Annotated in this window: 22 protein-coding genes and 1 pseudogene; 13 read left to right on the forward strand and 10 right to left on the reverse strand. The window is 66.3% G+C overall.

Going from position 1 to position 23,857, the window contains the following annotated elements:
- Positions 1 to 19 precede the first annotated feature (19 nt).
- Entirely contained in the window at positions 20 to 712 is a 693-nt protein-coding gene (locus V9E98_02760; protein MEI2715910.1) for a sulfotransferase, read from the forward strand.
- A complete protein-coding gene (locus V9E98_02765) occupies positions 705 to 2,336 on the forward strand; it encodes a WS/DGAT domain-containing protein (GenBank protein ID MEI2715911.1) in 1,632 nt (543 codons plus the stop codon). The genes V9E98_02760 and V9E98_02765 overlap by 8 nt, the downstream gene beginning before the upstream one ends.
- A 52-nt stretch (positions 2,337 to 2,388) precedes the next feature.
- On the opposite strand, the gene V9E98_02770 is transcribed toward V9E98_02765, so the two are convergent.
- Complete coding sequence (locus V9E98_02770) at positions 2,389 to 3,045, reverse strand: MBL fold metallo-hydrolase (GenBank protein MEI2715912.1); 657 nt, start codon at positions 3,043 to 3,045, stop codon at positions 2,389 to 2,391.
- 192 nt (positions 3,046 to 3,237) lie between these two features.
- Here V9E98_02770 and uvrA point away from each other — a divergent pair, with 192 nt between their 5' ends.
- The gene (uvrA, locus tag V9E98_02775) at positions 3,238 to 6,093 is read left to right on the forward strand and encodes an excinuclease ABC subunit UvrA (protein MEI2715913.1); all 2,856 of its coding nucleotides are present in this window, start codon (positions 3,238 to 3,240) and stop codon (positions 6,091 to 6,093) included.
- Positions 6,094 to 6,129: 36 nt separating this feature from the next.
- Positions 6,130 to 6,672 carry a Rieske (2Fe-2S) protein gene (locus tag V9E98_02780; protein MEI2715914.1) on the forward strand — a complete coding sequence of 181 codons (543 nt, stop codon included), beginning with the start codon at positions 6,130 to 6,132 and terminating at the stop codon, positions 6,670 to 6,672.
- A 51-nt stretch (positions 6,673 to 6,723) separates the two neighbouring features.
- On the opposite strand, the gene V9E98_02785 is transcribed toward V9E98_02780, so the two are convergent.
- Positions 6,724 to 7,341, reverse strand: a complete 618-nt coding sequence (locus tag V9E98_02785; GenBank protein MEI2715915.1) for a hypothetical protein — start codon at positions 7,339 to 7,341, stop codon at positions 6,724 to 6,726.
- A 98-nt stretch (positions 7,342 to 7,439) separates the two neighbouring features.
- On the opposite strand from V9E98_02785, the gene uvrC reads away from it, so the two are divergent.
- From uvrC to V9E98_02830, 9 genes are all read left to right on the forward strand, one after another.
- Complete coding sequence (uvrC, locus tag V9E98_02790) at positions 7,440 to 9,425, forward strand: excinuclease ABC subunit UvrC (protein MEI2715916.1); 1,986 nt, start codon at positions 7,440 to 7,442, stop codon at positions 9,423 to 9,425.
- Positions 9,409 to 10,272: an RNase adapter RapZ gene (gene rapZ, locus V9E98_02795; GenBank protein MEI2715917.1), complete on the forward strand. Its 864-nt coding sequence runs from the start codon at positions 9,409 to 9,411 to the stop codon at positions 10,270 to 10,272. The genes uvrC and rapZ overlap by 17 nt, the downstream gene beginning before the upstream one ends.
- A gap of 38 nt (positions 10,273 to 10,310) precedes the next feature.
- Positions 10,311 to 11,264 (forward strand): uridine diphosphate-N-acetylglucosamine-binding protein YvcK, encoded by a 954-nt coding sequence (yvcK, locus tag V9E98_02800; GenBank protein MEI2715918.1) that lies wholly within the window; start codon positions 10,311 to 10,313, stop codon positions 11,262 to 11,264.
- Positions 11,255 to 12,235 carry a DNA-binding protein WhiA gene (gene whiA / locus V9E98_02805; GenBank protein MEI2715919.1) on the forward strand — a complete coding sequence of 327 codons (981 nt, stop codon included), beginning with the start codon at positions 11,255 to 11,257 and terminating at the stop codon, positions 12,233 to 12,235. Before yvcK ends, whiA begins: the two co-directional genes overlap by 10 nt.
- Positions 12,236 to 12,502: 267 nt before the next feature.
- Positions 12,503 to 13,555, forward strand: coding sequence for a type I glyceraldehyde-3-phosphate dehydrogenase (gap, locus tag V9E98_02810; GenBank protein MEI2715920.1), 1,053 nt, complete (start codon positions 12,503 to 12,505; stop codon positions 13,553 to 13,555).
- Positions 13,552 to 14,754 carry a phosphoglycerate kinase gene (locus tag V9E98_02815; protein MEI2715921.1) on the forward strand — a complete coding sequence of 401 codons (1,203 nt, stop codon included), beginning with the start codon at positions 13,552 to 13,554 and terminating at the stop codon, positions 14,752 to 14,754. The genes gap and V9E98_02815 overlap by 4 nt, the downstream gene beginning before the upstream one ends.
- The gene (tpiA, locus tag V9E98_02820) at positions 14,754 to 15,542 is read left to right on the forward strand and encodes a triose-phosphate isomerase (GenBank protein MEI2715922.1); all 789 of its coding nucleotides are present in this window, start codon (positions 14,754 to 14,756) and stop codon (positions 15,540 to 15,542) included. The genes V9E98_02815 and tpiA overlap by 1 nt, the downstream gene beginning before the upstream one ends.
- Before the next feature lie 37 nt (positions 15,543 to 15,579).
- Entirely contained in the window at positions 15,580 to 15,819 is a 240-nt protein-coding gene (secG, locus tag V9E98_02825; protein ID MEI2715923.1) for a preprotein translocase subunit SecG, read from the forward strand.
- A 112-nt stretch (positions 15,820 to 15,931) separates the two neighbouring features.
- Positions 15,932 to 16,270, forward strand: coding sequence for an RNA polymerase-binding protein RbpA (locus tag V9E98_02830; GenBank protein MEI2715924.1), 339 nt, complete (start codon positions 15,932 to 15,934; stop codon positions 16,268 to 16,270).
- A gap of 50 nt (positions 16,271 to 16,320) precedes the next feature.
- On the opposite strand, the gene pgl is transcribed toward V9E98_02830, so the two are convergent.
- From pgl to tkt, 8 genes and pseudogenes are all read right to left on the reverse strand, one after another.
- Complete coding sequence (gene pgl / locus V9E98_02835) at positions 16,321 to 17,109, reverse strand: 6-phosphogluconolactonase (GenBank protein ID MEI2715925.1); 789 nt, start codon at positions 17,107 to 17,109, stop codon at positions 16,321 to 16,323.
- Positions 17,106 to 18,206 (reverse strand): glucose-6-phosphate dehydrogenase assembly protein OpcA, encoded by a 1,101-nt coding sequence (locus V9E98_02840; GenBank protein MEI2715926.1) that lies wholly within the window; start codon positions 18,204 to 18,206, stop codon positions 17,106 to 17,108. Before V9E98_02840 ends, pgl begins: the two co-directional genes overlap by 4 nt.
- On the reverse strand, positions 18,203 to 19,663 hold the full coding sequence (gene zwf, locus V9E98_02845; GenBank protein MEI2715927.1) for a glucose-6-phosphate dehydrogenase: 1,461 nt from the start codon (positions 19,661 to 19,663) through the stop codon (positions 18,203 to 18,205). The genes V9E98_02840 and zwf overlap by 4 nt, the downstream gene beginning before the upstream one ends.
- 64 nt (positions 19,664 to 19,727) lie before the next feature.
- Positions 19,728 to 20,114 carry a transaldolase family protein gene (locus V9E98_02850; GenBank protein ID MEI2715928.1) on the reverse strand — a complete coding sequence of 129 codons (387 nt, stop codon included), beginning with the start codon at positions 20,112 to 20,114 and terminating at the stop codon, positions 19,728 to 19,730.
- A 64-nt stretch (positions 20,115 to 20,178) separates the two neighbouring features.
- Positions 20,179 to 20,883: pseudogene (gene tal / locus V9E98_02855) on the reverse strand (transaldolase).
- 177 nt (positions 20,884 to 21,060) lie between these two features.
- Positions 21,061 to 21,384, reverse strand: coding sequence for a multidrug efflux SMR transporter (locus V9E98_02860; GenBank protein MEI2715929.1), 324 nt, complete (start codon positions 21,382 to 21,384; stop codon positions 21,061 to 21,063).
- Complete coding sequence (locus tag V9E98_02865) at positions 21,381 to 21,734, reverse strand: multidrug efflux SMR transporter (protein ID MEI2715930.1); 354 nt, start codon at positions 21,732 to 21,734, stop codon at positions 21,381 to 21,383. Before V9E98_02865 ends, V9E98_02860 begins: the two co-directional genes overlap by 4 nt.
- Positions 21,731 to 23,806, reverse strand: coding sequence for a transketolase (gene tkt / locus V9E98_02870; GenBank protein MEI2715931.1), 2,076 nt, complete (start codon positions 23,804 to 23,806; stop codon positions 21,731 to 21,733). The genes V9E98_02865 and tkt overlap by 4 nt, the downstream gene beginning before the upstream one ends.
- Positions 23,807 to 23,857 lie beyond the last annotated feature (51 nt).

The raw sequence follows: 23,857 nt of genomic DNA on the forward strand, positions 1-23,857 counted from the left end.
GCACCATTATGCTCGACCGATGGTCGACCCGTACCCCGATACCCGGATCGTGGGCAGCGGCCTGAGTCGCACCGGTACCCGCAGTGTCTACGCGGCGATCCTCGATCTGGATGTCACTGCCGTCCACTATCCCTTCGACCACGCCACCCAGGCGGCACTGACCACCGGAGTCCCACCTCCGGTGTTGGCTGATCATCGTGTATTGCTCGACATCAGCGGTGCCGCGTTCTTCGAACGAATCGCCGGGTCGTTCGCCGACGGCCGCGTCCTGCACACCACGCGCGAGCGTGAGCAGTGGTTGGACGCGACCATGGACCATTACGACCGGCTCATGGCCGATTGGTCGCGAGAGCCACAGCGGTTTCGGGAGTTCAGTGCCTGGATCACCGAGCGGACCTACGGTTCGTTCCCCGTGACGCGGACAGGTCTCGCCGCCACGTTCGATCGCCAGGAAGAGCGGGCCGCCAGATGGCACCGCCGCTACCCGGACCGATTCCTGCTGTGCGATGTGTTCACTGGTGAAGGAGCTGACCGGCTGCCAGAGTTCGTCTGTGCCTCCGCAGGGACGGTGTGCGCCGGGCTTCCGCGGGTCTCCGACAGCGATGAAGTGACTGCGCCAGGCCTGGAGCGGACGGTGCTGCGCCGACGAGGCAGACGGTGGGACATTGGTCCTGCAAAGTGGCGCGACCATCGGGAGGAACGACATGACTGACGCCCCTGACGAGGCTTCTCCCGGACGTCCCGGAAGGCCTGGGAGCGAGGCCGCCGCTGCTGACCCGGAGTCTGCCGTCGCCCCTATCATCGTTCCGGGCCTCGATGCCCAGGTCCACATGATGGGTGCGGCGCCGGACACCAATGTGATCGGTGGCGGCCTGGTCTTCCGACGCCCCCCGGATCTGCCGCTGTCTGAACTCTTCGAGCGGATCAAGGCCCGCGTCGAGTCGACGTTGGACCTGCCGCACGGGATGAGATGTGTCGCTGCACCCGTGCCGCGCGGTGAGCCGTTCCACGTCCTCATCGACAAGCAGCCGGTCGATCTCGACGCGCACATCGACGTGCGTGGCGCCGGTGGATCGGTGTCGATGGACCGCGCCTACGAACTCGCCCTCATCTCGATGCAGGCACCACTCGATCTGACCCGACCGCTGTGGGGCATGACAGTGATCCCTGAGATCGACGGAGACCTGGCGATGATCGTGATGCGAGTCCATCACTTCGTCCAGGACGGAGTCCTGGGTCTGGCAGCCGCGGTGTCCATGCTGATCGACGGCACTGCGGACAGCCCCTTGCGTCAGGCACCGGACCTGACCGTGTTGCCGAGACCTTCCGACGAGCAGATCAGGCGGGCCGCTGAGGAGTTGCTGAATCGTCGCTACCGGGCGTTCAAAGGACCCGTCGAGCAGGCCGTCGAACCGGTCAAACCCAGCAAGGAGACGATCGACTCGGTGGCCAGCGCCGTCGAGGGAGGCTCCGCGGCACGGCGCCCTCATGCTCTGGGGCGCAGTTTGGCCATGGGGTTGCGCGAGACCGTCGAAGCGGTCCAGAAATCACGTCCGGACCGGGAGAAGGTCCTTCAGGAGAAGTTGACCAAGGGTTTGGCTGAGGCTCGTGAGTTCACCCGCGTGTACTTCGAGGAGGTCGCCGTGCAGCCGGGCAACCTGCTGCGGCGGGTGAGCGACGACCGGGGCATTGCAGTCGTCCAGACCCCGCGCAGCGCGGTTACCCAGTGCCAAGACGTCCTCGACGAGCACGTGTCGTTCAACGACGTTGCGGTCACAGCGATGGTCCTCGCGCTCCAACAGGTCCTGCCCGACTCCACTCGGGACGAGAACCTGCTCATCGACATCCCGGTGTCCCTGTCGCTGCAGACCGGCGGGAAGGAGCAGTTCGACAACACCTCCGCCATGATGGTGATCGAGACTCCGATGTCCCAATCCGACCCGGGACCACTCCTGCGATCGGTGCATGAACAATCGCGGGATCGCAAGTCCCGCGACGCCCAGGCCATGGCTCGCTTGATGCGGATGGCCAGCATCCTCCCCATCCAGGAGTACGAGGAGGCGACCGCCCGATTGTGGTCCCGCGGCAACTTCTTCATGTCCAACCTCCCCGGACCCGACTTCCACTTCTTCGTGGCGGGCAATGAGGTCACTGCCGCGTTCGGGTTGGGTCAACTGCGCGGCCACAGTGCGTTGCGGGTGATCGTCGCGACTTACGGCGACCTCGCCACGTGGAGTCTCATGTACGACCGGCAGGTCATCGACGGCCGGGCACTCGCGAATGCGATCCCGACCGCACTGGAGCGGATTGCCGCGGTCACGACTACGGACAGCTGAACCCTCGGAGAGCGCTGCGTGTGGACGCCCTCTGGCGGTACGCGGAAGGCGGTCACCAACCGCGGGCTCGCCACTCGTCCAGGTGAGGCCGCTCAGCGCCGACAGTGGTGTCGTCGCCGTGCCCGGGGTACACCCACGTCTCATCGCCGAGTCGGTCGAAGATGTGGGTCTGAACATCTGCGAGCAGTGTGTCGAAGTCCCCTGGGCTCCACGTCTTTCCGACCCCGCCCGGGAACAGGCAGTCACCGCTGAACAGGTGGCCGGCACCGAAGGGATCGTCGTAATACAAGGCGATGGCGCCGGGGGTGTGACCACGAAGCTGAAGGACCTGCAGGACAGTGCGCCCGAATGTCACAGTGTCGCCGCCTGTCACGGGGTCAGTCGTCGGAACCGAGATCTCAGGAGCATCTACGACGCCCGCCACAGTGCGACAGCCGGTGGCAGCGACGACTTCCGCGAGCGCCTGGAAGTGGTCGGCGTGGCGATGAGTCGTGATCACTGCGTCCAGTCCGTCCGGACCGATCAGATCGAGGAGCAGGTCGGCCTCATTGGCCGCATCGATCAGAACCTGTGCCCCGGTGGCGGAGTCCCGCAGTAGATAGGCGTTGTTGTCCATAGGACCGACGGACAGTTTGGAGATCGTCAGCCGGGACAACTCGTGGACCCCGGCGGGACCACCTGACATGACATGACCGGTATAGGAGGACACCTCGACACCCTCCCTCTTGAAGCGCCTTGGGCGCAAGGCCTCTCTTGAAGCGCCTTGGGCGCATGGCCTCTCTTGAAGCGCCTTGGGCGCAAGGCCCCTCCAAGCGCCTCCGGCGCAAGTGGGATTCAGCCTTCGGTGAAGGGGGATTCGCGGGATCGGTGCCTGTCGGGGGTGACAGCTAGGCTGATCCACATGGCAGAGCGGCTGGTCATCAGGGGCGCTCGGGAACACAATTTGCGCGATGTCTCCCTGGATCTCCCGCGTGACGCACTGATTGTGTTCACCGGTCTGTCCGGATCCGGCAAGTCCAGTCTGGCGTTCGACACCATCTTCGCCGAGGGCCAGCGCCGCTACGTGGAGAGTCTGTCCGCCTATGCCCGGCAGTTCCTGGGGCAGATGGACAAACCCGACGTCGACTTCATCGAAGGCCTGAGTCCGGCGGTATCCATCGATCAGAAGTCCACCAATCGCAATCCCCGCAGCACCGTCGGCACCATCACAGAGGTCTACGACTATCTGCGGTTGCTCTACGCCCGCATCGGAAAGCCGCACTGCCCAGTGTGTGGCGATCCGATCGCACGGCAGACGCCGCAGCAGATCGTCGACCGCGTCCTCGATCTGCCGGACGGTACCCGGTTCCAGGTGTTAGCGCCGCTGGTCCGAGAACGCAAGGGTGAGTACGTCGATCTGTTCCGGCAACTGCAGGCTCAGGGGTATGCCCGCGTCCGGGTCGATGGTGAGCTGCATCCGTTGACCGACCCACCGACCTTGAAGAAGCAGGAGAAGCACTCGATCGACGTAATCGTGGACCGCCTCGTGGTGCGGTCATCCGCCCGGCGTCGCATCACCGACTCCGTCGAGACGGCGCTGGGCCTCTCCGGGGGCACCGTCACTCTCGACTTCGTCGACCGCGACCCCGCCGACAGCGGTGCCGAGCAGACGTTCAGCGAACACCTCGCCTGTCCCCGTGACGGGCTGTCGTTCGAAGAACTCGAACCGCGCTCGTTCTCCTTCAACTCCCCGTTCGGGGCCTGTCCCGAGTGCTCCGGCCTGGGGACCCGAATGGAGGTCGACCCCGACCTCGTCATCCCTGATGACTCTCTCACCTTGGCCCAAGGTGCCCTCTCCGTATGGACCAGTGGCCACATGTCCGAGTACTTCTCCCGGCTACTGCGAGCGCTCACCGACGAGATCGGCGGCGACATGGACACCTCGTTCCGCGACCTCCCGGCTCCCGTGCGCCGCACGATCCTCAACGGTCACTCCAAGACCGTCACGGTCCGCTACACCAACCGGTACGGGCGCAACCGGAAGTACAACGCCAAGTACGAAGGTGTCCTGCCGTTCATCATGCGCCGCTACATGGAGGCTGAGAGCGACACTGCCCGAGACCGGTTCGAGGGGTTCCTGCGTCCGGTGCCGTGTTCCAGCTGCAAAGGCCAGCGGCTCAAGCCCTTGGCTCTGGCCGTCACTGTCGACGGTCGCAGCATCGCCGAACTGGCCGGCCTGCCGATCGGCGACTGCGCCGAGCAATTGCGAGCCCTCCGGCTCGACGAGCGGGACCGGGCCATCGCCGAGCGGGTCCTCAAGGAGGTCAACGAACGCCTCGCCTTTCTCGTCGACGTCGGGCTGCACTACCTCACGCTGGACCGCGCAGCAGGAACCCTCGCGGGAGGGGAGGCCCAGCGCATCCGCCTGGCCACCCAGATCGGCTCGGGTCTGGTCGGGGTCCTCTACGTGCTCGACGAGCCGAGCATCGGGCTGCACCAGCGGGACAACCGGCGGTTGATCGAGACCCTCGTGCGCCTGCGGGACCTCGGCAACACCCTCATCGTGGTCGAGCACGACGAGGACACCATCCGGCAGGCGGACTGGGTCGTCGACATCGGGCCTGGGGCCGGTGAGCACGGTGGTGAGGTTGTGGTCAGTGGGCCCGTCACCAAGCTGCTGAAGAACAAGAAGTCCATCACCGGTGACTACCTGGCCGGTCGCCGCCAGATCGATGTGCCGCCGCTGCGCCGGCCACCGGACCCGGGCCGCATGATCCGGGTCGAGGGAGCACGCGAACACAACCTGCGCAACGTCAGTGTCGATGTGCCGCTGGGCTGTCTGGTGGCCGTGACAGGCGTGAGCGGCTCGGGCAAGTCCAGCCTCATCAACGACGTACTGTTCTCGGTGCTCGCGCGCGAGATGAACGGCGCCCGAGTCGTGCCCGGCAAACACAAGCGGGTGCTGGGCTTGGAGCACATCGACAAGGTGGTCCATGTCGATCAGAGCCCCATCGGCCGAACCCCACGCAGCAACCCCGCGACCTACACCGGCGTGTTCGACCACATCCGGCGGCTCTTCGCGGAGACACAGGAGGCCAAAGTACGCGGCTACCTGCCGGGTCGGTTCTCCTTCAACGTCAAGGGTGGGCGCTGTGAAGCCTGTTCGGGCGACGGAACCATCAAGATCGAGATGAACTTCCTGCCCGACGTGTACGTTCCCTGCGAGGTCTGCCACGGGGCCCGCTACAACCGCGAGACCCTCGAGGTTCACTACAAGGGCAAGACCATCAGCGACGTGCTCAACATGCCCATCGAAGAGGCTCTCGAGTTCTTCGAGCCTGTACCCGCCATCGCCCGACACCTGCGCACGCTCGTCGAAGTCGGTCTGGGATATGTCCGCATGGGGCAACCGGCGACGACCCTTTCAGGTGGCGAGGCCCAGCGGGTCAAGCTGGCAGCGGAGCTGCAGAAACGATCCACCGGGCGAACCATCTACCTGCTCGACGAACCCACCACAGGGCTGCACTTCGAAGACATCCGCAAACTCCTGGGCGTCCTGCAGTCCTTGGTCGACAAAGGCAACAGCGTGGTGGTGATCGAGCACAACCTCGACGTCATCAAGACCGCTGACTGGGTCATCGACATGGGCCCGGAGGGCGGCTCAGGGGGCGGCTCAGTCGTTGCGGAAGGGTCACCGGAACACATCGCCGAGATACCCCAATCACACACGGGTTCATTCCTGCGCGAATTGCTCGGCGAGTCCCGCGGAGTCGCCTGACTGGGTCCCGGCCACGGTTCGTGGCACGCTGTCTTCATGAACCCTTCCTCCCAGGCGCACCGGACCTCCCACGCGAACCAAACCACCGATACCCGCGTTTCCGTCCCTGACGATGTGTCCGCCTCTGAGCCGATCGAGACCACGGGTCAGCCCCTCGGTCGACGCAATGTCCTCGCTGCGGCCGGTGCTGTCGGCGCGGTGGGGGTCCTGGCCGCTTGCGGGTCGAACAATCCGGCTCCGTCCACCACACCGCGCGCCAGCGCCTCCGAGCCGGACCAAGCCGCGGGCGGTCAGGTCGTGGCGACGACCTCAGACGTTCCCGTGGGTGGTGGCGTCGTGGTCGACGAGAAGATGATCGTGGTGACCCAGCCGAAGTCCGGTGACTTCAAGGCGTTCACGAGCACATGTCCTCACCAAGGGTGCACTGTCGCGAAAGTGACGGCTGACGCGATCCTCTGCCCCTGCCATGGCTCGCAGTTCTCTGCCGAGACCGGTGATGTCCTTGTCGGACCGGCGACCACCGGCCTCACCCCAGTCGCGATCCGCGTGAAGGGCACGGAGATCATCGCCGAAACCTGATCGGCGGCCCGAGGACCGGGCCTTCGTAAGAGGAGGACGAGGGCGAGGATGTCAGCCCTGCTGCGCCAATGTGCGCGCCAGGTCCGAGATCAGCGCGCCGCGCACCTGGTAGCCGGCCGCCGTGCCATGGACGCCGTCACCGGCGATCAGTCCTGGGCGCTGCTGGACAGTGCGGGCCCAGTCGACGAGATGCAGTCGATCGTCAGCGGCGTCGTACTTGCGCAGCATCGTGTTCACGCGACCGTAGCCACCCGGCCGGTGCACCGTGAGCCAGATGACCTCTCGCTGTGGCCCAGCCATTGACAGCGTGCGCGTCACGAAGTGCCGCAGTCGTTGTGGGTCGGGACCGTCGTTCGTGCCGAGTGCCACGACCCACACGCGTGACCGTTGCGCGTGCCCGTCCCGCGCGAGCCGCTTGACCCCGGTTTCGGTGAAACGACCGACTTGGGCGTCCACCGCGACCTCGGCGACGTCAGGTCCGAGGCGGTGCTTGATCACGGGAGCGGCTCCGACTGTGAGTGAATCACCCTGCACGTAGACGTTGGTCTGCTGGCCGCGCATCTTCTCCTGTTTGGTCACAGCAGAGGCGGGGGTCGCGGATCCCACGAGGGGAACGGCGATCGCCAGGGCGGCAGCACCGGCTACCGCGAAGGGGGGTCGAAAACGCATAAGGGCTACTGTCTCCCGAATCAAGGAATGACTTCGGGTGTGTCGGCGTGACCTTGATCACTCCCAACAGGGCGTCAGGCGGCGCCTAGGCTGAGAATGTGACGCACGCCCTACGCCCCGATCCGGGCTCGGTACCGGACGATCCGGGCGTTTACCGCTTTCTGGACACCAACGGACGCGTCTTGTACGTGGGGAAAGCAAAGAACCTGCGCAATCGCCTGAACTCCTACTTCAGCGCCGGTCTGCATCCCCGCACCGAGGCGATGGTGTCTGCCGCGGTGGCTGTCGACTGGACAGTCGTCGCGACCGAGGTCGAAGCGCTGCAGTTGGAGTACTCCTGGATCAAGGAGTACGAGCCGCGGTTCAACGTCAAGTACACCGACGACAAGTCCTATCCGTTCCTGGCTGTCACCGTCAGTGAGGACTACCCGCGCATCATGGTCATGCGGGGCGCCAAGCGCAAAGGGGTGCGGTACTTCGGCCCCTACTCGCACGCGTGGGCGATTCGGCAGACCGTGGACCAGCTGCTGCGGGTATTCCCGGCGCGCACCTGTAGCAAGGGGGTCTTCCGGCGCGCTGAGATGTCCGGGCGCCCCTGCCTGTTGGGGTACATCGGCAAGTGCTCGGCACCGTGCGTCGGACGCGTCAGCATGGAGGAGCACCGCGAGATCGTGGCAGGCTTCTGTTCCTTCGTCGCGGGCGATACCGCTCCGCACCTGCGCCGAGTCGAGCGCGCCATGCAGGAGGCCGCGGCCGCCCAGGACTTCGAGACGGCGGCCCGTCTGCGTGACGACCTCTTCGCTTTACAGCGGGCGTTGGAGCGCAACACGGTGGTGTTGCCGGACTCCACCAACGCCGACGTGGTCGCATTGGCGTCCGACGAGTTGCAGGGCGCCGTCCAGCTCTTCCACGTGCGCGGCGGTCGCATCACCGGACAGCGCGGCTTCATGGTTGAACGCACCTTGGACCTCGATGACGCCGAGTTGATGGAGCAGGCGCTCCTGCGTTTCTACGGTGACGCCGACCCGGGTTCCGTCCCCCGTGAGGTCTTGGTCACCGAGGACCTGGGTGATTCCGATCTCGCCCGATGGCTGGCGGGGCGGGCTGGTCGACGCGTGAGCGTGCGTCGACCTGAGCGCGGCGACAAACGCGCCTTGCTCGACACCGTGCAGCGCAACGCCGAACAGTCCTTGGCCTTGAACAAGCGGCGCCGCGTGGGCGACCTCACTGCCCGGGCTCGGGCGATGGAGGACCTCCAGCAGGCCCTGGGGATGACCAGCGCCCCGCTGCGGATCGAGGGTTACGACATCTCCACCCTGCAGGGCAGCGACACCGTGGGGTCCATGGTCGTGTTCGAGGACGGGCTACCGCGAACCTCCGACTATCGCCGCTTCACCGTGTCTGCGACCAACGCGCATTCCGACACCGACGCCATGACAGAAGTGGTGTCCCGACGCTTCAAGCGGTATCTGGCCGAACGGTCCGAATCCACTGACGTCGAACTCGCAGATACCGCGGACGGTGCCACCCCGGTCGCGAGGCGTGGGTTCTCGTACCCGCCCCAGTTGCTCGTCGTCGACGGAGCGCGGGCACAGGCGCGGGCGGCGCAACGGGCGCTGGCGGACCTGGGGATCGACGACATCGCGGTCTGCGGGTTGGCGAAACGACTCGAGGAGATCTGGCTGCCGGACAGCGACGATCCCATCATCTTGTCGCGAGCCAGCGAGGCGCTGCACCTGCTCCAGCACCTGCGCGACGAAGCCCACCGCTTCGCCATCGCGGGTCATCGCAAACGTCGCTCAGCCCGCACCCGCTCCAGCGCCCTGGACGGCATCCCGGGGCTGGGGCCGGCCAAACGCAAGGCGTTGCTCAAGAAGTTCAACTCCGTTCGGGCGGTGGCCGCGGCTGACGAGGCAGAACTCGCCACCGTCCCGGGTGTCGGACCGGCATTGGCGGCCGCAATTGCCCAGCATCTTCATTCGCAGGGCGCAGCGACCGTCCCCGCCGTTAACCTGAGCACCGGCGAGGTGATCACCACCGACCCGCCGCCGAAGGAGAACCCGCACCATGACGTCTCCTCCTGATCTGGTGCTCGTGACCGGCATGTCCGGCGCAGGCAAGTCCACGGCCGCGCGGGCCCTCGAAGACGTCGGATGGTTCGTCATCGACAACCTGCCGCCGGGACTCTTGGCCGAGGCGGTGGCCGCCACTCCCGAACAGTCGAGTGCCACCGGACTCGCGGTCGTTGTCGACGCCCGGGGGGGAGATGTCTTCGACGACCTCTCGGCGGCATTGGGTCGACTGCGCCAAGACGGGGTCGACATTCGGACCCTGTTCCTGGAGGCCAGCGACGAAACCCTGGTCCGGCGCTTCGAGAGCAGTCGTCGGCCGCATCCCCTGCAGGGTTCCGGCCGAATCCTCGACGGGCTGGAACGGGAGCGAGAACTGCTGGCCGAGTTCCGGGCCGATGCCGACATCGTGGTGGACACCACCATGCTCAACGTCCACGATCTACGCCGACGCGTGGAGGCCGCGTTCCCGGACGAGAAGCGGGTGGCCCTGCGGGCGACCATCATGTCGTTCGGGTTCAAGTACGGCATCCCCGTCGACGCGGACATCGTCCTCGACGTCCGATTCCTCCCCAACCCCTACTGGGTCCCGGAGTTGAAGGAACGCACGGGCCTGGACGGTCCGGTGAACGACTATGTCGTGGACCGACCTGAGGCGGCGGAGTTCCTGCGTAGGGTCACCGGATTGGTGGATCTGGTGGCCGACGGATTCCTGCGTGAGGGTAAGCGCTACATCACCGTTGCCATCGGGTGCACCGGGGGTAAACACCGCTCGGTGGCGATGTCGGAGAACCTGAGTGTCCGCCTGGTGAAGAACGGCGTCGAGACCTTGGTGATGCACCGCGACCTGGGGCGCGAATGAGGCGGATCAGGAACTTCCCCGAGGGGCACGGTCCGAGTGTGGTCGCATTGGGTGGCGGTCACGGGCTGGCCGCGACCCTGAGTGCGATGCGGCGGGTCACCGACAATCTGACCGCGATCGTCGGTGTCTCGGACGATGGAGGTTCGTCCGGTCGGCTGCGTCAGCAGTTCGCCGTCGTCCCGCCCGGGGACCTGCGCATGGCGCTGGCGGCACTGTGCGGGGACGATACTTGGGGTCGCACCTGGAGTCGGGTCGTGCAGCACCGGTTCGGTGGCACGGGCGACCTGAAGGGCCACTCACTCGGCAACCTCCTGATCATGTCTCTGTGGGAAGAGACCGGGGACGTCGTCGCGGGTCTCGACTGGGTCGCCGCATTGCTGGGGGCGCAAGGCCGAGTGCTGCCCGTGAGCCTCGAGCCGCTGGAGATCGTCGCGCGCGTCGCGGGACTCGACCCCGCCGATCCACTGTCCGACACCTTGGTGCACGGGCAGGTGGCGGTGGCGACCACCCAGGGGGTGGTCCGGCATCTGGCCATCGACCCGCCCGATCCACCCGCCTGCCCCGAGGCGCTGGACGCGGTCGGAGAGGCGGATGTGATCCTGCTCGGGCCGGGATCCTGGTACACCTCCGTGATCGCGCCGCTCCTTGTCCCTGAACTGGCGGCAAGTATCGCGGAAAGCCCCGCGAAGCGGGTCGTCGTGCTTAACCTTGTGCCGCAGCAGGGCGAGACGACCGGGTTCACCCCGGAGCGGTACATCTCGGTACTGGGCGAACATGTGGGGGGATTCCGTGCTGATGCGGTTGTGGCTGATCCCCGCAGCGTGACGGACCCGCGGCGACTGGCGCGCGTGTGCGCCGATGAGTTGGGAGCTGAGTTGGTGTTGAGGCCGGTGGCGGCGCCGCGGGGTGCCGAAGATGTGCACGATCCCGACCTCCTGGCGGGGGCGTTGGCCGAGATCAGCGGGCGTGGCAGGATCTCGACATGGCGCTGACGGCTGAAGTCAAGGACGAGATCAGCCGACTGCCGATCACCAAGACCTGCTGTCGCAAGGCCGAGGTCGCGACAATGCTGCGGGTCGGGGGAAGTCTGCAGGTGATCTCCGGAGAGATCGTCATCGAGGCCGAATTCGACACCAGCGCGATCGCCCGCCGGGTCCGCAAGGACATCGCCGAGTTGTACGGGCATGAGGTGACGCTGTCGGTCATCCAACCGACCGGCCTGCGCCGCGGCACCAAGTACGCGATCCGGGTCACCCAGGGGGGCCCGTGGCTGGCACGCCAGACGGGACTCGTGGACGGTCGCGGTCGACCTGTGCGGGGCCTGCCCCCGTCCGTGGTGTCAGGTGGCCCCTGCGATGCCGAAGCCGCGTGGCGGGGTGCGTTCATGGCGCACGGCTCCTTGACCGAACCCGGCCGCTCGTCAGCGCTGGAGATCACCTGCCCGAGCAGTGAGACCGCTCTTGCCCTGGTGGGTGCTGCCCGAAGGCTGGGGATCGCGGCGAAAGCGCGTGAGGTTCGTGGAGTCGACCGCGTGGTCATCCGTGACGGCGACGCGATCGGCGACATGCTCACCCGGATGGGCGCCCACCAGGCCCGCTTGACGTGGGAGGACCGGCGCATGCGGCGGGAGGTCCGGGCCACCGCCAACCGACTGGCCAACTTCGACGACGCCAACCTGCGTCGCTCCGCTCGGGCCGCCGTCGCCGCGGGTGCCCGCCTCGAGCGGGCGCTGGAGATCCTCGGTGACGATGTCCCCGAACACCTCCGGGTCGCTGGACAACTACGCATCGACCACCGCCAAGCGAGCCTGGAGGAGTTGGGCGCCCTCGCGTCGCCGCCGCTGACCAAGGACGCCATCGCGGGGCGGATCCGGCGCCTTCTGGCCATGGCCGACAAGCGCGCCGCGGATCTGGGGATCGAGGGCACCGAGGCCAACCTCACCGAGGACATGCTCGACGACTGACCGTCGCGCTTGGCTGCGGGCTGCGGGCTGCGGGAATCGGGCTGCGGGAATCGGGGATTAACGCGGGATTAACGGAGTTTGACGTCTCGAGATCGCGCTGCCCGTCGAGGTCCTGGGCAGGGGACTCGGCCGCGCGACCGTCGGAGGTGTTCGCTAGGGTCGCAGATGTGGGGTTCCCGACCATCGGAGCCGACTGCCTGTCGGTCGAAGCCGGTGATCACCGCACGCAAGCACGGTTAGTGATCGAGGACTGCTAAGGAGTAGACGGTGACCATCAAGGTAGGCATCAACGGGTTCGGCCGCATCGGGCGCAACTTCTACCGGGCGGTACGCGAGCAGGCGTCCCACGGTTTCGTCGCCAACGCGCTCCTCGCGCTGACGGGTGAAGACATCGAGATCGTCGCGGTCAACGACCTCACCGACAACCGCACTCTCGCGCACTTGCTGAAGTACGACTCGATCCTGGGACGCATGGATGCCGACGTGCAGGTCACGCCGGATGCGATCGTGGTCGACGGCAAGCCCATCAAGGCTCTCGCCGAGACCGATCCGGCCAAGTTGCCGTGGGGCGAACTGGGTGCAGAGGTCGTTATCGAGTCCACCGGCCGCTTCACCGACCGCGACTCCGCTCTGCTGCACGTGGCGGCGGGAGCCAAGAAGGTTCTCATCTCCGCGCCCGCCAAGAACCCCGACGTCACCATCGTCATGGGCGTCAACCAGAACGACTACGACCCCGACAAGGACGTCGTCATCTCCAACGCCTCCTGCACCACGAACTGCCTCGCCCCGATGGCCAAGGCCATCTACGACGCGTTCGGCATCGAGTGGGGGCTGATGACCACCATCCACGCCTACACCAACGACCAGGTCATCCTCGACGCGCCGCACAAGGATCTGCGCCGCGCCCGCGCCGGAGCCCTGAACATGATTCCGACCACGACCGGAGCCGCCCGGGCGATCGGACTGGTCATGCCCGAGCTCAAGGGCAAGCTCGATGGCTACGCCATGCGGGTGCCGGTACCCACGGGGTCTGCCACCGATCTCACTGTCGAGTTGACGACCGCCACCACGGCCGAAGAACTCAACGCGGCGGTCAAGGCGGCAGCTGAGGGCCCCCTGAATGGAATCCTCAAGTACACCGAGGATCCGATCGTGTCGTCGGACATCGTCACCGACCCGCATTCGTGCATCTTCGACGCCTCGCTGACCAGCACCATGGGCAACACCGCCAAGGTCCTCGGTTGGTACGACAACGAATGGGGCTACTCGAACCGCTTGGTCGATCTGGTCCGCTTCGTCGGTGCCCCGCTGAACTCGTGAAGACCCTCGCCGACCTCGATGTCCGGGGCCGACGGGTCCTGGTGCGCGCCGACCTGAACGTTCCGTTGGCCCAGGCCGACGGTGTCGCGACCATCACGGACGACGGACGTATCCGAGCGTCCCTGCCCACGCTGCGTGCCCTCAGCGAGGCTGGGGCGCGGGTCATCGTGGTCGCGCATCTGGGTCGGCCCAAGGGAGAGGCCAAACCCGAGCTCTCACTGGCTCCGGTGGCGCGTCGCATGTCGGAACTCCTCGGACAGACCGTCGTCTTCGTGCCGGCGATCACGGGGGACACCGCGCGGGATGCGGTTGCCGCCATGGCGGACGGCGACATCATCTTGCTGGAGAACATCCGGTTCGATGCCCGGGAGACCTCGAAGGATGCCCGGGAGCGAGCCGCGCTGGCCGATGAGTTGGCCGAACTGGCCGATGTCTACGTCAGCGACGGTTTCGGCGTTGTCCACCGCGAACAGGCGAGTGTCACCGATGTCGCCCGTCGGCTCGACCGGGCCGCCGGCAATCTGGTTCAGACCGAGGCCGAGGTGTTCCGCAAGGTACTCGAGGACCCCGACCGGCCGTACGTCGTCATCCTGGGCGGTGCCAAGGTGTCGGACAAACTCGGGGTGATCGACAACCTGCTCAAGTCCGTCGACCGACTGCTGATCGGCGGTGGGATGTGCTACACGTTCCTGGCCGCCAAAGGCTACGGGGTGGGGGATTCGCTACTGGAAGCCGACCAGATCGACACCGTGCGGCAGGTTCTCGCCGACGCCCAACAGCGTGGCGTCGAGGTCGTGCTACCGGTCGACATCGTCGTGGCTGACGACTTCGCCCCTGATGCTGCCACTGCCACGGTCCCCGCGGATGGGATCGAACCCGGGTGGCGCGGGTTGGATATCGGACCCGAATCAGTGGCGCTGTTCCAGAGCAAGCTCGCCGATGCCCGCACCATCGTGTGGAACGGTCCCATGGGGGTCTTCGAGATGCCCGCGTTCGCGGCCGGCACCCGCGCCGTTGCCGAGACAGTGGCCGCCTCCAATGCGTTCACTGTCATCGGTGGTGGTGACAGCGCCGCCGCCGTGCGCCAGTTCGGGCTTCCCGACGACGACTTCTCGCACATCTCCACCGGGGGTGGCGCGAGTCTCGAGTTCCTCGAGGGCAAAACCCTGCCCGGTATCGCAGTGTTGGAGGAGTCCTGATGGCCGATCGGCGACCGCTCATGGCGGGCAACTGGAAGATGAACCTCAACCACCTGGAGGCCATCGCACACGTCCAGAAGATCGCGTTCTCGCTCAACGAGAAGGACCTCACCGAGGTCGAGGTCGCGGTCATTCCGCCGTTCACGGACCTTCGATCGGTTCAGACGCTGATCGAGGGGGACAAGTACAAGATCGCTTTCGGAGCGCAGGACTGCTCCGAGCATGACTCCGGTGCCTACACCGGCGAGGTGTCCGCGGCCATGCTCGCCAAGTTGGGGTGCACATTCGTGGTGGTCGGCCACAGCGAGCGCCGTGAGTATCACGACGAGACAGACGAGGTCGTCAACACCAAGGCCAAGCAGGTCATCAAGAACGACATGACCCCCATCGTGTGCGTGGGGGAGGGGCTGGCCATCCGGCAAGCCGGCGACCACGTCCAGTACACGCTCGATCAGGTCTCCGGCTCCCTCGCGGGGATTCCCGCGGACCAGATCGCGGAGTTGGTCGTCGCCTACGAACCGGTCTGGGCGATCGGCACGGGCGAGGTGGCGACGCCGCAGGACGCCCAAGAGGTGTGCGGTGCCATCCGCTCGCACATCGCGAACATGCATTCGGCTGATGTCGCCGACCGCACCCGCATTCTCTACGGCGGCTCGGTGAAGTCGTCCAACGTCGCCGCGATCATGGCCGAAGCGGACATCGACGGTGCACTCATCGGCGGCGCCAGTCTGGACCCCGACGAGTTCGTCACGATCTGCAAGTTCCCGCAGCATCCGCCGCTCACCTGATGTGGGTTACCCTGGTGCGGTTCGAATGGAGTGAACCGTGACCCTTGTCCTGCAGATCGTGCTGGTGTTGACGAGCCTGCTGCTCATCGGGCTGATCCTGCTCCACAAGGGCAAGGGTGGCGGCCTGTCGGACATGTTCGGCGGCGGAATCAGCAGCAGCGTCGGGGGTTCCTCGGTCGCGGAGAAGAACCTCGACCGCATCACGATCGTCATCGCCGTCATCTGGCTGGCCAGTATCGTCGGGCTCGGCCTGCTGGTTGGCAGCGCATCTGAGTAGCTTCCGGCTGAGCGACGCGCCGAGCGTTGTGCCCGGATCCCGAACGGGAGCGATCTAGAGTCTTCTGGTGGCACACGCTCGTGTGCCCGGCGTCAGGTGGAGGTCAACAGTCGTGGCAGGTGGACAAGCCATTCGCGGCAGCCGAGTCGGCGCCGGACCGATGGGCGAAGCGGAACGGGGCGAAACCGCTCCGAGAGTCGAGATTTCGTTCTGGTGCGCCAACGGCCACGAGAGCACGCCGAGTTTCCTGCGCGGAGCGTCGGTGCCCGAGTCCTGGGACTGCCCACGCTGTGGATGGCCCGCCGGGCGCGACCAGGACAACCCACCCGCCCCGCCCAAGATCGAGCCGTACAAGACCCATCTCGCCTATGTCAAAGAGCGGCGTTCGGAGTCCGACGCCGAGGCCATCTTGAACGAAGCGCTCGAGGATCTGCGCAACGACCCGTTCTGATCTGTCTGCTGCACCCTGATCCCTCTGCGTCATCTGCGGGGATGCGGCGGTCAGGAGCGGTGACGCAAACTGTCCGGCAACTCAGACGCCGCTGATTCGTCGATCAGGGCGAGCGTTCGGCGTGTTCCGACTGCTCCCGCTGCCGGGTATCGGTTGCGGTCCGCACCAGGAGCCAACGCCTCAGCGAGTGCCGCTGCCTTCTCCTGGCCGGCGGCGACGAGCCATACTTCGGTGGCCGAGCAGATCACCGGAAATGTGAATGACAGCCGCGTCGGAGGCGGCTTGGGGGAGTCGGTGACGGGGACGACCGTGCGGTCTGCGACGGTCGTCTCGCCATGCTCGGGGAACAGCGAGGCGATGTGGGCATCGGGCCCCACGCCGAGCATGAGGACGTCGAACCGGGGCACCGCGAGGCCACCACTGGCGCCCTGGCCGGCCGCCACCCGCGCCAGTTCAGCGGCGTGGGCGTCTGCGGCAGCGACGGGATCGTCCCCCCACGACCCGCCGGTGGCAGGCATGGCGTGCACCCGAGCTTGGTCGATCGGCAAGGCGGAGAGCATGGCATCGTACGCCTGCTTCTCGTTACGATCCGGATCTGTCGCTGCCACGAACCGCTCATCACCCCAGTAGAAGTCGACCGCATCCCAGGCGACCGCCCGGGCCGCCGGGTTGGCGACGACGGCCCGCTGGCTCTTGCCACCCATACCTCCACCGGTCAGCACGACGCCCGCGTCCCCGTGTGCCACCTGCGCATCGATGATCGACGTGATCAGCCGAGCGGCGACCGAAGCGGCGAGCGACTCCGAGTCCGGATGGACGATGACCTCGACGGCGGTCATGACTTCTTCCCGGTTGCCTTCTTGACCGGTGCCTTCTTGGCCGGTGCCTTCTTGGCCGGTGCCTTCTTGGCCGGGGCCTTCGCGGGCGCTTTCCTCGCTGCTGGGGTCTTCTTCGCCGTTGTCTTCCGAGCGCCGCGCTTCGCCGCCGGCTTGCGGGCCTTCTTGGTCCCGCCGCCTTCCAGTCTCAGTTTGCCCTCACCGACGCCCGCCAGCGCCTGCAGGGCCTCGCCGTACACCTCGTCGGCGTCGAGCCGACGCAGTTCCTCAGCGAGCAGGTCGCCGGTCTCACGGCGGGGCAGCGCGATCGTGGCCGGGGGCAGACCGGCACGCGTCAACTTCGCCACCCTGCCATCGGGTCGACTGATCGTGATGTCGCCCGTGCTCGTGATCATCCGCACACTGGTGATCCCCGGACCGCGGCTGTTGATGACATTCACCGGCACCTTCAGCCGGGAGTGCAGCCAGGCAGCCAGCATGAAAGCGGAGGCGTGCGACCGCTGACCGCTGACCTCGGCCCCGACCAGGTGGCCGTGGGGTTGATCCAGGCTGGTGGCGAGCAGGGTGCGCCAGTTGGTGGTTTGTGTCCACGCCAGGTCCGTGTCGCCGGGGTGGTATCCCGCGACGCGATCCTGGAGCGCCACCACCTGGCGGGCAGCGGTCATGGCCGTGGTGATCCGGCGCTGGGCGTGGGCCCCGATCGGGTCATGGATGGGGATCTTGGGCGCATCGTGCGGCCACCAGGCGACCACCGGAGTATCGGTGAGGAGCAGCGGAATCGCCACCGACCCCGGGTGCTTGGCCAGTTCTCCACGCAGCCGCAGCACCGCGACCTCGCCTGGCCCCTCGTCGCCGCCGACCGAGATCTCGGCATCGAGACGCGGAGCTGACCGCCCCTTCCGGGGAATCAGTACGACGATGCGCATGGGATGCTCCTGAGCGGCGTAGGACGCGGCCTGGGTTGCATCGGCCTGGGTCTCCTCGTCGGCGAGAACCAAGAGGGTCAGCACCATGCCGGTGGCCAGGGCCCCCATACGGTGGCGTTCGGCGGAGATCGCCGCAGCGACCGCGTTACCGGTGGTGTCCTCCAAGCGGATCATGGCCGCCTCCAGGTCCGGCCGTCGGCGGCCATCATTTCGTATGCGGACTTGGGGCCCCAGCCACCGGAGGTGTACTGGTCAGGCTGCCCGTTGGCCGCCCAGTGGTCGAGGATCGGGTCGAGGATCTTCCACGACATCTCCACTTCCTCGTGCCGGGGGAACAGCGGCGCTTCGCCGAGCAACACGTCGAGGATCAGCCGTTCGTACGCCTCGGGTGAGGCTTGCGTGAACGAGTCGCCGTACTGGAAGTCCATACTCACGTCGCGAACTTCCATAGTGGTGCCGGGGACCTTGGAGCCGAACCGCACCGTCATGCCCTCGTCCGGTTGCACCCGTAACACGATCGCGTTCTGGCCCAGTTCTTCCACCGCGGTCTGTGCGAATGGCAGGTGTGGCGCCCGTTTGAACACGATGGCGATCTCGGTGACTCGCCGCCCCAGTCGTTTGCCCGTGCGCAGGTAGAAAGGCACGCCCGCCCAGCGTCGATTCTCCACATCCAGGCGGATCGCAGCGAACGTATCGGTCTTGGATGTGGGCGGGATGCCGGCCTCTTCGAGGTACCCGACCACTGGGACGCCGCCCTGCCACCCGGCTGCGTACTGGCCTCGGGCCGTGTGCTTGTCGAGGTTCTTGGGCAGGACGACCGAGCGCAGGACCTTCTCCTTCTCCAGGCGCACTGATTCCGCGTCGAAGTTGGCGGGTTCTTCCATCGCGGTCAGTGCCATGAGCTGCATGAGGTGGTTCTGGATGACGTCGCGGGCGGCACCGATGCCGTCGTAGTAGCCCGCTCGACTGCCGATGCCGATGTCCTCGGCCATGGTGATCTGGACGTGATCGACGAAGCCGTTGTTCCAGATGGGCTCGAACAAGTTGTTGGCGAACCGGATCGCCAGGAGGTTCTGGACGGTTTCCTTACCCAGGTAGTGGTCGATACGGAACACCGAGCCGGGGTCGAACACCTCATCGACGATGGCGTTGAGTTCCTGGGCGGACTTGAGGTCGTGTCCGAAGGGTTTCTCGATCACCACCCGGCGCCAAGCCCCTGTGCTGGAGTCGCTGAGGCCCGAACGTTTCAACTGCTTGACCACGATCGGGAAGAACTTGGGCGGGATCGAGAAGTAGAAGGCGTGGTTGCCCCCGGTACCTCGTAGGTTGTCCAAATCGGCGATGACGGCAGCCAGCTGGTCGAATGCTTCGTCATCACCGAGGTCCCCGGCGACGAACCGAATTCCCTCGCTCAACTGCTCCCAGACGTCCTCGCGGAACTCGGTGCGGGAGTGCTCCTTGACCGAGTCATGCACGATCTGCGCGAAGTCCTGGTCCTCCCAGTCGCGCCGGGCGAATCCGACGAGCGCGAAGTTGGGGGGAGGAGACCGCGGTTGGCCAGGTCGTAGATGGCGGGCATGACCTTCTTGCGCGCCAGGTCTCCCGTGACACCGAAGATGACCAGACCGCAGGGTCCCGCGATCCGGGGAAGTCGCCGGTCGCGGGGATCCCGTAGCGGATTACTGATCTCGGTTGTCATGCGGCGCCCGAATCGCCGCGCTTCGCCAGCGCACTGTCGATGGTGGCGAGCAGTTCCTCCCACGCGACCACGAACTTCTCGACGCCCTCGTTCTCCAGTGTCACGAACACATCAGCCATGTCGATACCGACGGCCTCGATGTCGGTGAACACCTGTTGGGCATCGGCGATGTTCACGGTGATGGTGTCGCCTGTGATCTCGCCGTGATCGGCCACGGCTTGCATGGTCGCTTCGGGCATCGTGTTGACACACCCCTGGACGACCAGTTCCACGACATAGCGGGTGTCGTCGTACTTGGGGTCCTTGACCCCAGTGGATGCCCACAGGGGGCGCTGCGGCATCGCGCCGGCGCTTTCGAGGGCCTTCCATCGGTCCGACGCCATCACCTGCTCGAAACTCGGCGTAGGCCAGTCGCGCGTTGGCGATGGCGGCCTTGCCGCGCAGTGCCTCGGCCTCGGGGGTGCCGATGGCGTCGATACGCTTGTCGACCTCACTGTCGACCCGGCTGACGAAGAACGACGCCACTGATTGGATCTGGCTGAGGTCCTTGTCGTTGGCTTTGGCCTTCTCCAGCCCGGCCATCCAGGCATCCATGACCTCGACGTAGCGCTCCGGGCTGAAGATCAGAGTCACGTTGACGCTGATGCCCTCACCGAGCACCTCTGTGATCGCGGGTAGGCCTTCCGCCGTGCCGGGGATCTTGATCAAAGTGTTGGGGCGGTCGACCGCCCACCACAGGGCCTTCGCCTCGGCCACAGTCGGAGCGGTACGGCGGGCGTAGCGCGGGTCAACCTCGATCGACACACGGCCGTCCACGCCATCAGTGGCTTCCCACACTGGGCGCATGATGTCGGTGGCGGACCTGACGTCAGCGGTGGTGAGGGCGCGCACCGCTTCTCCCTGGCTCACGCCGCGGACGGCCAGGTCGGCCAACTGGGCAGCGTAGGCGCCGGCATCACCGGAGATCGCGTGGTTGAAGATGGCGGGGTTCGTCGTCACGCCCGTCACGGAACTGTCCTCGATGAGTTGCTTCAGGCCGCCGCTGGTGATGCGGTCGCGGTCGAGGTCGTCCAACCAGATAGAGACGCCTGCGTCTGCGAGTGCTTTCAACCGTTCCGACTGGGACATCTGACCTCCTGTGCTGTCCGACATCGCGTCGGGACCGGGGCGTGGTGAACCCCTCGCCCGTGAGGCTAGCGATCAGGAGCGCGCGATGCCTGACTTCTCGGATGTGTTCGCACAGTTGTCACTTCGACCCGGGTCGCTCCCCCCGCGGTGAAAGGTGGCTCACCGTCCGTGACCCGAGCACCATCGGCGCTGACCGTGGCGTTAGGCGTGCGAACCGAGCTCCACCACCAGGACTCCGGCGATGATGAACCCTATTCCGGCGATTGAGACCGGGGTCAGGGCGTCGCCGAACAGGAAGCGCCCGGCGATTGCCATCAGGGCGACACCCGACGCCGCCCAGATCCCATAGGCGACGCCGACGGGCATGCCCTCACTCAACACGCTTGCGAGCAGGAAGAATGCGATCGCGTAGCACACGATGAGGACCGCCACCCAAGCGATCTTCGTGAATCCGTCCGACAGCTTCAGAGAGATCGTGCCGGCGACCTCGAAGACGATCGCCCCGATCAGCATCAGCCAGGTCATGTGGCGTCCCCAGCGGTGGGGTGGGAATGTTCCGAACCCAGCTCGACGGCCAGAACTCCGACCACGATCAATACGATCCCGATGGCCATCAGAATCGTGAGCGGATCGTCGAAGATCACGTGGCCCAGAACAGCGGTCAAGGCGACGCCGCAGGCGCCCCAGATGCCGTAGGCGATTCCGATCGCCATCCCGCGCGAGAGCACCTGCGACAACAGGTAGAAAGCCAACAGATACCCCACCGCGACAAGAGCCGCCCAGCCGGCCTGGGTGAAACCGTCCGAGAGTTTCAACGCCATCGTCCCGATCACCTCGCTGACGATCGCCCCCGTCAACAGCAGGTAGACGATCACGCTGACCTGGTCGCCGCGATGGACTCCTTCGCTGCCGAAACGACAGCGTCCGCGGTGATGCCGAACTCCTTGAACAACAATGCGCCGTCTGCGGAGGCCCCGAAGTGGTCGACACCGATCGCTCGGCCGTGATCGCCGATGTACTTCCACCACCCAAGCGTGGCGCCGGCCTCGACCGACACCCGCGCGGTGACCGCAGGCGGCAAGACCGAGTCACGGTAGGACTGGTCTTGGCCCTCGAACCACTCCAGGCATGGCATCGACACGACCCGGGCAGCAACGCCGTCAGCGGCCAGGGTCTGCTGCGCCGCCTGGGCCAGTTGCACCTCCGAGCCCGTCGCCAGAAGCAGTACGTCGGGAGTGCCGTCGCAGTCCGACAGAACATAGGCCCCTTTGGACACGAGGTCCGCGGACGCGCAGATCTCACGATCGATGGTGGGGAGGCCCTGACGGCTCAGGATGATCCCAGCAGGCTTGCCACGTCGCAGGATCTCCACCCAGCAGGTCGCGGTCTCGGTGGCGTCGGCCGGACGCACAACGTTCAACTGCGGGATCAGGCGCAGGGCCCACAGGTGCTCGATCGGCTGGTGCGTGGGGCCGTCCTCACCGAGACCGATGGAGTCGTGTGACCACACGTAGGTGACGGGGATGTCCATCAAGGCACCGACGCGAACCGCGCCGCGCATGTAGTCACTGAACACCAGGAACGTGCCCCCGAACGGCTTGAGGATGTCGGACAGCGCCATGCCGTTCAGCGCCGCCCCCATGGCATGTTCACGAACCCCGAAATGCAGCACGCGACCATAAGGTGAATGGGGTCCGGCGAAGGGGGAGTCCTTCTTCACGAAGATGCTCTCCGGCAGGAACGAGGGGGCACCCTCGATCGTGGTCAGGTTGCTTTCCGCAAGGTCAGCCGAACCGCCGACGAATTCCGGCAATGCCGCTGCGATCGCCTGGATCACCGCGGAGGACGCCTTGCGCGTGGCGATGGACTGCCCGGCGGGGAACTGCGGGAGTTCGATGTCGGGCAGGACGCCGGATTGGATGCGGTCCAGCAGCGCGGCGCGATCGGGGTTGGCAGTGCGCCATGCCTCGAAGGTCGGTTGCCACTCGGCCTTCAGCGCCTCGCCGCGGTCCTTGACCTTGCGGGCGTGAGCGAGCACGGTGTCATCGACCTGGAACGATCGGTCGGGATCGAAGCCGAGGATCTCCTTGACGGCGGCCACCTCTTCGGCGCCCAGGTCCGAACCGTGCGCGAGATAGGTGTTCTTCTTCGTGGGAGCCGGCCATCCGATGATGCTGCGAAGCCGGATGAACGTGGGTTTGTCGGTGACGGCGCGGGCGCGCTCCAGTGCAGCCGCCAGGCCGGGGACATCGACGGATCCGTCCTCACCCAGGGCCACCTCATCGGTGTGCCAGCCATAGGCGCGGTAGCGGGCGACAGGATCCTCGCTGAACGCGATCGCGGTGTCGTCCTCGATCGAGATGTGGTTGTCGTCCCAGATGACCGTGAGGTTCGACAGTTGCTGGGTGCCGGCCAACGACGAGGCCTCAGACGTGATGCCTTCCTCCAGGCAGCCGTCACCGGCAATGACCCACACGTGGTAGTCGAAGGGGCTGGTGCCCGGTGCAGCGTCGGGGTCGAACAGTCCGCGCTCGTAGCGTTGTGCCATCGCCATGCCGACGCCGGTGGACAGGCCCTGGCCAAGCGGGCCGGTGGTGGTCTCGACGCCGACGGTGTGGCCGTACTCGGGGTGACCCGGGGTAAGGCTGCCCCAGGTGCGGAAAGACTCCAGGTCACCCAGTTCCAGGCCGTAGCCGGACAAGTACAGCTGGATGTAGAGCGTGAGACTGGAGTGCCCCGCGGACAGCACGAAGCGGTCGCGGCCGAGCCACTTGGCGTCGGCGGGATCGTGGCGCAGGAACTGCTGGAACAGCAGGTACGCCGCGGGTGCCAAGCTCATGGCGGTCCCCGGATGACCGTTGCCGGTCTTGTGCACCGCGTCCGCGGCCAGCACCCGCGCCGTAGCGACGGCTCGATCGTCCAACTCGGTCCATTCGATGTCGCTCACAGGGGTCCTTCCCGGTCAACCGCGGGCGCCGTCGCGCCTCGCGCGCAGCCT

The organism is Candidatus Nanopelagicales bacterium (assembly GCA_037045355.1).
Taxonomy (GTDB): Bacteria; Actinomycetota; Actinomycetes; order S36-B12.

Coding starts and splice junctions, on each gene's coding strand:
- V9E98_02760 (MEI2715910.1), top strand. CDS start 20: ATGGTCGACCCGTACCCCGATACCCGGATCGTGGGCAGCGGCCTGAGT.
- V9E98_02765 (MEI2715911.1), top strand. CDS start 705: ATGACTGACGCCCCTGACGAGGCTTCTCCCGGACGTCCCGGAAGGCCT.
- uvrA (MEI2715913.1), top strand. CDS start 3,238: ATGGCAGAGCGGCTGGTCATCAGGGGCGCTCGGGAACACAATTTGCGC.
- V9E98_02780 (MEI2715914.1), top strand. CDS start 6,130: ATGAACCCTTCCTCCCAGGCGCACCGGACCTCCCACGCGAACCAAACC.
- V9E98_02785 (MEI2715915.1), bottom strand. CDS start 7,341: ATGCGTTTTCGACCCCCCTTCGCGGTAGCCGGTGCTGCCGCCCTGGCG.
- rapZ (MEI2715917.1), top strand. CDS start 9,409: ATGACGTCTCCTCCTGATCTGGTGCTCGTGACCGGCATGTCCGGCGCA.
- whiA (MEI2715919.1), top strand. CDS start 11,255: ATGGCGCTGACGGCTGAAGTCAAGGACGAGATCAGCCGACTGCCGATC.
- tpiA (MEI2715922.1), top strand. CDS start 14,754: ATGGCCGATCGGCGACCGCTCATGGCGGGCAACTGGAAGATGAACCTC.
- pgl (MEI2715925.1), bottom strand. CDS start 17,109: ATGACCGCCGTCGAGGTCATCGTCCATCCGGACTCGGAGTCGCTCGCC.
- V9E98_02840 (MEI2715926.1), bottom strand. CDS start 18,206: ATGATCCGCTTGGAGGACACCACCGGTAACGCGGTCGCTGCGGCGATC.
- V9E98_02850 (MEI2715928.1), bottom strand. CDS start 20,114: ATGGCGTCGGACCGATGGAAGGCCCTCGAAAGCGCCGGCGCGATGCCG.
- V9E98_02860 (MEI2715929.1), bottom strand. CDS start 21,384: ATGACCTGGCTGATGCTGATCGGGGCGATCGTCTTCGAGGTCGCCGGC.